At 66.4% G+C, this 8,164-nt stretch carries 8 protein-coding genes and 1 pseudogene; 4 read left to right on the forward strand and 5 right to left on the reverse strand.

Annotation, left to right across the window (positions count from 1 at the left end; all coding sequences use genetic code 11):
• The 4 genes from JWM94_RS00605 to JWM94_RS00620 form a co-directional block, all read right to left on the reverse strand.
• Nucleotides 1-699: S1/P1 nuclease (locus tag JWM94_RS00605; RefSeq protein ID WP_299419681.1), on the reverse strand; the 699-nt coding region annotated here is incomplete at its 3' end.
• A 33-nt stretch (nucleotides 700-732) separates the two neighbouring features.
• Nucleotides 733-1,665, reverse strand: a complete 933-nt coding sequence (locus tag JWM94_RS00610; protein WP_299419685.1) for an isoaspartyl peptidase/L-asparaginase family protein — start codon at nucleotides 1,663-1,665, stop codon at nucleotides 733-735.
• On the reverse strand, nucleotides 1,586-2,809 hold the full coding sequence (locus JWM94_RS00615) for an acyltransferase family protein (RefSeq protein WP_299419688.1): 1,224 nt from the start codon (nucleotides 2,807-2,809) through the stop codon (nucleotides 1,586-1,588). The genes JWM94_RS00610 and JWM94_RS00615 overlap by 80 nt, the downstream gene beginning before the upstream one ends.
• Nucleotides 2,810-2,887: 78 nt before the next feature.
• Nucleotides 2,888-4,066 carry an acyltransferase gene (locus JWM94_RS00620; RefSeq protein ID WP_299419690.1) on the reverse strand — a complete coding sequence of 393 codons (1,179 nt, stop codon included), beginning with the start codon at nucleotides 4,064-4,066 and terminating at the stop codon, nucleotides 2,888-2,890.
• 92 nt (nucleotides 4,067-4,158) lie between these two features.
• Here JWM94_RS00620 and JWM94_RS00625 point away from each other — a divergent pair, with 92 nt between their 5' ends.
• Nucleotides 4,159-4,989: a LytTR family DNA-binding domain-containing protein gene (locus JWM94_RS00625; protein WP_299419694.1), complete on the forward strand. Its 831-nt coding sequence runs from the start codon at nucleotides 4,159-4,161 to the stop codon at nucleotides 4,987-4,989.
• On the opposite strand, the gene JWM94_RS00630 is transcribed toward JWM94_RS00625, so the two are convergent.
• Entirely contained in the window at nucleotides 4,942-6,135 is a 1,194-nt protein-coding gene (locus tag JWM94_RS00630) for an acyltransferase family protein (protein ID WP_299419698.1), read from the reverse strand. The two genes, JWM94_RS00625 and JWM94_RS00630, sit on opposite strands and share 48 nt — an antisense overlap.
• A gap of 87 nt (nucleotides 6,136-6,222) precedes the next feature.
• Here JWM94_RS00630 and ispG point away from each other — a divergent pair.
• From ispG to JWM94_RS00645, 3 genes and pseudogenes are all read left to right on the forward strand, one after another.
• Nucleotides 6,223-7,338: pseudogene (gene ispG, locus JWM94_RS00635) on the forward strand (flavodoxin-dependent (E)-4-hydroxy-3-methylbut-2-enyl-diphosphate synthase).
• A complete protein-coding gene (locus tag JWM94_RS00640) occupies nucleotides 7,335-7,781 on the forward strand; it encodes a thioredoxin family protein (RefSeq protein WP_299419702.1) in 447 nt (148 codons plus the stop codon). Before ispG ends, JWM94_RS00640 begins: the two are co-directional and overlap by 4 nt.
• 59 nt (nucleotides 7,782-7,840) lie before the next feature.
• Nucleotides 7,841-8,164, forward strand: a 324-nt coding sequence (locus JWM94_RS00645; RefSeq protein WP_299419706.1) for a TIGR02281 family clan AA aspartic protease, incomplete at its 3' end; no start/stop codon positions are given.

Genomic DNA, 8,164 nt, shown 5'->3' on the forward strand with positions numbered 1-8,164 from the left:
GTCGTGCGCGACTTGCCAGCTTTCGCGGCTCCAGTCGGTGACGCTGCCCGCCGCGATGCGCGCGCGCTCTGCAATAGGATAGCGCCGGACCAGGCTCGCACCCGTCGAGATCGCGCGCTCGGCGAGATAGCCGTCCCAGATCGAATGCAGGTTGAGCCGGCTCGCGGTGAAGGTGCCGTAATCGGCCTTCACGTCGTTGCCACCCTTGTCGCCTTTCTCCCCCGCATGGAGCGGCTGATGCAAGTCGCCGACGAAGTGAATCAGGAACACGAGCGCGCGGACTCGGTCGGCGGTGGGCGTGCGCCGGTCGGCGAGCAGCTTGGCGTCGCGGACGATCTGCGCGGAGACGCAATTGTCGCCCTTGCACGCTTCGACCAGGTCGAAGGGCGCGCAGATATTGACGTCCTGATAGTGCCAGGCGTTGGTCTCGCCGAACTTCTGCTTGCCGTCGGGGTTCTTGATCCCCTTGATGCAATCGGCCCACACCGCTGCGTCGTCTATCGTCCCGGCCTTGCACTCGGAGGTGCCGAGCAGCTTCTGCTGGCGCAGCAGGGCAAGGATGCGCGTGCGGGTCGCGGGCTTGATATTGGCCCAGGCGATCTCGGCGATGGTCTGGTGGCCGTACTCCCAATACGCGCCAGCGGGCGATGCGATCAGGAGCGCGGTTAGCGCGGCGAGGAAGGGGAGGAGGCGCTTCATGGCCTCAGCGCCTACGCCCGTATTGCGCGGCGCTCAATCCTCATCGTCGTACAGCGCAACCGTGCGGTCGCCTGCGGCATTGGCGCGACCGCGATACAGGCTCGCAGTGGTGAAGCTCCACGCGGTATTGCCGCTCGCATCGGTGACGATCACGCCGCCGGTGCCGCCCAGTGCCTTGATCTCGCTCATCACTTCATCGGCCGCGGCTTGCAGGCTTTCGCCGAGAAACCGCACGCGCGCGTTGATCTGAAAGGCGACGCTTTCGCGGATAAAGAACTCCCCGGCGCCGGTGCACGACACCGCCGCCCCGCGATCGTCGGCATAGGTGCCCGCGCCGATCAGCGGCGAATCGCCGATCCGGCCCCAGCGCTTGCCGGTGACCCCGCCGGTCGAGGTCGCGGCGGCGATGTGCCCGGCCTGGTCGAGCGCCACCGCGCCAACGGTGCCGTATTTCATGTCGACGTCGAACTTGCCGCCATTTGCGAGCAATTCGTCTAGCTGACGGCGGCGCTCTGGGGTGGCGAACCACTCGGCACCGGCCTGTTCGAGGCCATGTTCCGCGCTGAACGCATCTGCGCCTTCCCCGCCAAGCAGGACATGCGCGCTTTGCTCCATCACCGCGCGGGCGAGCGTCACCGGGTTCCGCGTTGCGGTCGCGCCGGCCACCGATCCGGCGCGCAAATCGGCGCCGTTCATGATCGCGGCATCGAGTTCCGACTTGCCCTCATAGGTCAGCGCCGATCCGCGCCCGGCGTTGAAATGCGGATCGTCCTCTAGCACGCGCACCGCCGCCTCGACCGCATCGAGCGATGCGCCGCCGCCCGCCAGGATCGCCGACCCCGCGTCGAGCGCGGCGTTGAGCGCGGCGCGTAAGCCGGCGTCGGTCTCAGGCCGGGTCTGGCTGCGCGCGATCGCGCCGGCGCCACCATGGATCACCAGCGACCAGCGATTGGAAGAGTTGGACATGGCGCGGAGCGGTAGCCCCGGCGGCGCGGCGCCGCAATCCGATCAGCGGGCGGAGCCACCCGACCTCGCGTCCCGCCAAGTAGAATGCCCAGCACCCGACAACCGTCACGGGCACCAGGATCGCGAACTCGGCCGCCGCGCTCAGGCCCAGCGGCTGCAACGCATATTCGCCCAGCACGATCACCGTCTGGTGGATCAGGTAGAACGGGAACACCGCCTCGGTCAGCATCGGGCGGATCGCGGCGTCGCGGTTGAAATAGCGTTCGGCCAGCCCGATCAATGCGGCAACCGCGGCCCAGCATTGCAGCTGATGTGCCACGAGCATCTGATCGCCGAGCCATTGCGGCGGCACCTGACTGCCCGGGTAGGCGATCTCCACGCCCGCGCCGAACGCATAACTCGCCACCGCCAGCGCCGCGGCGGGTTTCCACCAGCGCACGAACGCCGCCATTACCGGCGCAGAGCGGGCGAGACCGAACCCGAACAGGAAAGCGGGGAAATACGCCAGATGCGCGATGCCGTCGTGGACCAGGTCCTGTGTGTCGGTCCAGCGGTGGAAGATGACGACCTGGCTCAGCACCAGGTACACGGCCGGTAGCACCAGCGCGCGCCAGCCGCCGAACGCGCGGTCGAACGACGCTTGCAGGGCCGCGGGACGCGGGACGAGCAACAGCAGCGACAGCGCGGCGGTGTACGCGAACAAATAGCCGACGAACCACAGATGGTTCCACGTCGGCAGCCCGACCCCGTCGATCGCCGCGAAACGGAAATAATCGTTGAGCAGGAAATAGCCGAAGTTCTGCGCGTAGCCGTGCTGCGTCACCAGTTCGACCCAGCTTTGCGGCGGCACCATTACGACCACGCCGAACGCCAGCGGCACCAGCAACCGGCTCGCCCGGCTGGTCAGGAAGTGCCCGACGCCGCCCGACTTGGCGAATAGCGCGCGGCTGGCATAGCCCGAGACGACGAACAGCAGCGTCAGCCGCCACGGATTGCTGACCAGCATCGCGACCGACAGCCATTCGACCGGCTGCGCGGTCTTCACGTGGAAGCCCCACGGCGTGAACACCATCGCGGTGTGATAGAGGATCAGCACCGCGAATGCGCCGATCCGCAGCCAATCCATGCCGTAATGCCGTGTCATGCCGGGCGATGTAACGCCCCGCGGCGCGATAGCTACCCATCGCGCCGCCAAAATAGTCGAAACAGGGGCGTAAAGGTATCAGGCCACGTCGGGCTGCGCGCGCACGTGCGGCACGGCCACGGCCCGCGCCGCCACCGATCGCCGCTTGAGCCCGATCAACGGGCGCAGCCAGTTCACTTCGCGGCCGAGCAGGTAGAATGCCCAGCATGCCACCACCGTCGCGGGCACGAGGATCAGGAATTCGGCGAGCGGCCCAAGGCCGAATGGCTTGATCCAGAATTCGACCAGCACGATCGCGGTCTGGTGGATGATGTAGAACGGGAAGGTCGCCTCGGCGAGCGTCGCGCGCCAGCCATTGTCGCGGTTCCAGAAGCGTTCTGCCATGCCGATCAGTGCCGCAATCGCCACCCAGACGTCGATCTCGCGGGCGATGAGGAATATCTGCGCGACGTTGCGGGTCGGAAAGCTGAAATCGGGCCAGGCGATCATCAGCCCGGCCATCACTGCGTAACAGGCGATCGCGATGGCCGCCGACAGCTTCCAGTATCTGGCCAACCCGCTCATCGCGGCGCGCGATCCGGCGAGGCCGAACCCGAACAGAAAGGCAGGAAAATATTGCAGGTGCGCCAGCGCGTCGCCGAACAGATCGTGCGTGTCGTCGTCGCGGTGGAACAGCCAATATTGCGTGATCATCAGGAACAGCACCGGCGCCCACAGCGCGCGACCGCCACCGAAGAGCTTGTCGAATACCGGCTGGAGCTTGCCCGATCCAGGCACCAGCATCAGCAGCGCGAGTGCCAGCGTATAGACCCACAAATAGACAACGAACCACAGATGGTTCCAGGTCGGCATGACGATGCCGAACAGCGTGCCAAAGCGGAAATAATCGTGGCCGAAGAACCACGCGAAGCCGTGGCCGTAGCCATGCTTGCCGACAATCTCGACCCAGGTCTGCGGCGGCACGATCACCGCCATGCCGAACACCAATGGGATCAATAGCCGCGCGTTGCGGTTCTTGAGGAACCCGCCGACGCCGCGCGACTTGGCGAACAGCGCACGGCTCGCATAGCCCGAGACGACGAACAGCATGGTCAGCCGCCACGGGTTGGTCAACAGCATCGGGATTTCGACCCAGTCCATCGGCTGCGCGGTCTTGATATGAAAGCCCCACGGCACGAAGACCATGCCGATATGATAGAGGATCAACAGCGCGAAGGCGCCGATCCTCAGCCAGTCCATGCCGTAATGCCGTTCCATCCTTGCCTCCTTCGTTCGGGACGAGCGGATGGCTAGCGGTGCGCCGTCCGGCCCGGTATCGGAGAGGGGCAAAAGGCGGCTTCACGGGGACGATGGCGAACGGCAGCGGGACGAGCGGCGGGTGGCGCGGGATGAACGGGACTCAGCGTAAGCTGGCGCTTGCGCTGGCGGCCGCGTTCCTGGTGATCATGGCCGTGATCATGCTGGCGAATGCCGAATCGTCGCTGAGCGATCAGCGTGCGAGCGGGTATTTCCTGCGCACCGACCTGGTCTGGTCGTGGGAATGGACCAGCATGATCGCGTGGTTCACCGTGTTCCCCGTTATCTGGTTGGCGGTGAAGTGGATCCGCCCGCCGCGCGTGCCGTGGATCGTGACCGGTATCGCGCTGGTGGTCGGCAGCATCGTCGCGTCGGGCGGACACGTGCTGCTGATGGTCGGGCTGCGGCACCTCTATTATGCGGCGACCGGGGCCGGGACGTACCAATTCTTCGACGGGATCGAGAACAAGCCGCTCTACGAATACCGCAAGGATGTCGGCTCGTATCTCCAGTTCGTCGCGATCTTCACGCTGGCGCAATGGCTGATCGCGCGCGCCGCGACGGCGCCCGTCGCGGGGCCAACGATGCTCGCGGTCAACGACGGCGCGGTCACGCATCTGATCCCGGTCGATGAGATCGAATCGGTCGCCGCCGCCGGCAATTATGTCGAGATAGCGTGGCGGGGCCGGACGTTGCTCCACCGCGCGACGCTGGCCGCCGTCGAAGCCGAGCTGGGCCAACCGTTCCTGCGCATCCATCGCGGTCGCCTCGTCCGCCGCGCCGCGATCCGCCGGATCGAGACCGACAAATCGGGCGACTTCACCGTCGAACTGGCGTCAGGCGCTACCCTGCGCGGCAGCCGGCGCTATCGGCCGGCGGACTGATCGCGGCGCCAGCCCGATCAGCGGGCGCAGCCAGGCGACCTCGCGGCCGATCAGGTAGAAGGTAACGGCGAAAGCGAAGGTGCCGGTCAGCAGCAGGGCGAATTCGACGAACGGGTTCAGCCCCCATGGCAGCGTCAGCCACGCCAGCACGACGATCGCCGGATGGTGCGCGATGTAGAGCGGGAACACCGCTTCCGCGAGCGTGGCGCGCCACGGGTGATCGCGGTTGAGCCGGCGTTCGGCGAGGTGGAACAGCAGCAGGATCATGCTCCACGCCATCGCGATCCGCGCCACGCGATCCAGCGCCATGATCGCGTGCGGCGGCACGGCATGCCCGGCATAACTGAGCTCGATCCAGGTCACGACCAGCCCCGACCCGACGGCGATGAAACCGGCGGGGCGTTGTGACCGCGCGATGACCGGCCACAACCCGCTTTTGCCACCCAGCGCGAACCCGAACAGGAAGATCGGGAAATATAAGAGGTGCGCGTTCCAGTCGGTGAACAGCCCCTGTTTTTCGGGCACGACGAACATCACCGCGAGCTTGGCCAGCGCCAGCGCCGCGATCGGCGCCCAGATCAACCGCGCGCCCTTTGCCAGCCAGTCGCCGGCCCGACTCGTCCGCGCGGCGTTCCAGCCGGGCAGGAGGAGCAGCCCGGCCAGCGCCATCGTGTACCCCCACAGATAGGCGACGAACCACAGATGCTCCCAGCTCGGGAAACCATGTCCCCAAGCTGGCGCGATCTGCCAGTAATCGCCGAGCCAATAGTGGATCAGCCCGAACGGATAGCCGACCTCTCTTGCGCGCACCCACATCTCGGCAGGGATCAGCGCGACCATCGCGAACCCCCACGGGATCAGCAGCCGCCGGTTGCGCGACGCGACGAACGCGCCCGGATCGCCCGATTTGTCGAGCAATTTGCGGCTGGCATAGCCCGACACCGCGAACAGCAACGGCAACCGCCACGGCGTCAGCAGTGCCAGCGGCGCGATCAGTTGCGGATAGGTGACGGGCGACTTGATCACCCAGTCCCACGTCGAGAACACCTGCGCGATGTGATACACGATCAGCAACGCGAACGCGCCGATGCGCAGCCAGTCGAGGCCGTAATGCCGTTGCCGGGAGAGGGCGGTGCTGTCGTTCATCGGATCGGCGCCGCTTTTACCGCGCCGCCGCTGACCAAATCGTTAGCGCGCTTGGCGAGGGCCGACGGCGGGCGTATAGGCGCGGGCATGTCCCTACGTCCTTGGCGCGACATCACGCGCCGCCACAGCCGCCAGATCATGGTCGGCAACGTGCCCGTCGGCGGCGATGCGCCGGTCACCGTCCAGACGATGACCAACACGCCGACCAGCGATGCCAAGGCGACGATCGACCAGATCCGCCGCTGCGAGGAAGCAGGAGTCGACATCATCCGTGTCAGCTGCCCCGATGCCGAAAGCACCGCCGCCCTCAAGCAGATCGTCCGCGCGAGCCGCGTGCCGATCGTCGCCGATATTCATTTTCACTATAAGCGCGCGCTCGAAGCGGCTGACGCGGGCGCGGCGTGCTTGCGCATCAATCCGGGCAATATCGGGTCGGCCGAGCGGGTGAACGAAGTGGTCAACGCCGCCTAGGCGAACGGCTGCGCAATCCGGATCGGGGTCAACGCTGGCAGCCTGGAACGCGACCTGCTCGAAAAATATGGCGAGCCGTGCCCGGAGGCGCTGGTCGAAAGCGCGCTCGACCATATCAAGCTGCTCCAGGACCGCGACTTTCACGAATTCAAGGTCGCGGTGAAGGCCAGCGACCTGTTCCTCGCGGTCGCCGCATATCAGCAGCTCGCCGAGGTCGTCGATTGCCCGCTGCATCTCGGCATCACCGAAGCGGGCGGGTTCGTCGGTGGGACGGTCAAGTCGGCGATCGGGATCGGCTCGTTGCTGTGGTACGGCATCGGCGACACGATCCGCGTTTCGCTCTCGGCGGAGCCCGAGGAAGAAGTGCGCGTCGGGTTCGAGATTTTGAAGGCGCTCGGCATCCGCAACCGCGGCGTCCGAGTCGTGTCGTGCCCGAGCTGCGCGCGCCAGGGCTTCGACGTGATCCGCACCGTTCAGGCGCTCGAGGAGCGGCTTCAGCATATCCGCACGCCGATGAGCCTCTCGGTGCTCGGCTGCGTCGTCAACGGTCCGGGCGAGGCGCGCGAGACAGATATCGGCATCACCGGCGGCGGCAACGGCAAGCATATGGTCTATCTGTCGGGGGTCACCGATCATCACGTCCAGGACGCCGACATGATCGAGCACATCGTCAAGCTGGTCGAGGCCAAGGCGGCGGAGATCGAAGCGGCGGATCAGGCGCAGGCCGCGTGAGGGCATTCGTGCTGGCGCTTGCCGTTCCTGCAATCATCGCAGCGGCGCCGAACCCTGAAGCCAGGCCGTTCGGCCACCCTGATCGTGCGCAACAGGACATCGCCGCGGCGTTGACGCGTGCTTCGGCGAACCGGCATCACGTCATCCTCGTCTTCGGTGCGAACTGGTGCCACGACAGTCGCGCGCTTGCGGGCTGGTTCGCGACGCCGCGCTTCCGCGACATGCTGGCGGGCAGATACGAAATCGTATGGATCGACGTCGGTCAGAAGGACAAGAATCTCGACCTCGCGCGCCGGTTCGGGCTCGACGGGATCGCTGGCACGCCGACGGTGCTGATCGTCGATGCTGGCGGCAAGCCAATGAACCTAGCCGACGCGCCGGGATGGCGAAACGCATCGACCCGGACGAGCGAGGCGATCTTCGACTATTTCGCCACGCGGTAACCGCGGCGTTAAGTATTCCGATAAATTGGAACGCAAGCGAGCCGAGCTATCTCTCGCCGATGAAATTCGCTGTCCTCGCCGTCACGATGATGGGCATCATGCTCGGCCTCTTGCTGCCGAGCGGCAAGCCCAAGGCCGCGCCGCCGCCTGCGCTTGCCGCCGTCGCGACCGCGGACCGCCCGCGCGAGACGGTGCTCGAGCGCGAGGAAAACGGCCACTTCTTCACCGTCGCCGACGTCAATGGCGAGCCGATCAAGTTCGTCGTGGACACCGGCGCGACCACCGTCGCCTTGACTCAGGACGACGCCCGCCGCGCCGGCGTCAATTTCGATCCCGGCCAGTTCGAAGTGGTCGGCAGCGGCGCGTCAGGCGCGGTGCGCGGG

Source organism: Sphingomonas bacterium, assembly GCF_028289855.1.
Classification (GTDB): Bacteria; Pseudomonadota; Alphaproteobacteria; order Sphingomonadales; family Sphingomonadaceae; genus Sphingomonas.

Coding starts and splice junctions, on each gene's coding strand:
- JWM94_RS00615 (WP_299419688.1), bottom strand. CDS start 2,809: ATGACACGGCATTACGGCATGGATTGGCTGCGGATCGGCGCATTCGCG.
- JWM94_RS00630 (WP_299419698.1), bottom strand. CDS start 6,135: ATGAACGACAGCACCGCCCTCTCCCGGCAACGGCATTACGGCCTCGAC.
- JWM94_RS00620 (WP_299419690.1), bottom strand. CDS start 4,066: ATGGAACGGCATTACGGCATGGACTGGCTGAGGATCGGCGCCTTCGCG.
- JWM94_RS00610 (WP_299419685.1), bottom strand. CDS start 1,665: ATGTCCAACTCTTCCAATCGCTGGTCGCTGGTGATCCATGGTGGCGCC.
- JWM94_RS00625 (WP_299419694.1), top strand. CDS start 4,159: ATGGCGAACGGCAGCGGGACGAGCGGCGGGTGGCGCGGGATGAACGGG.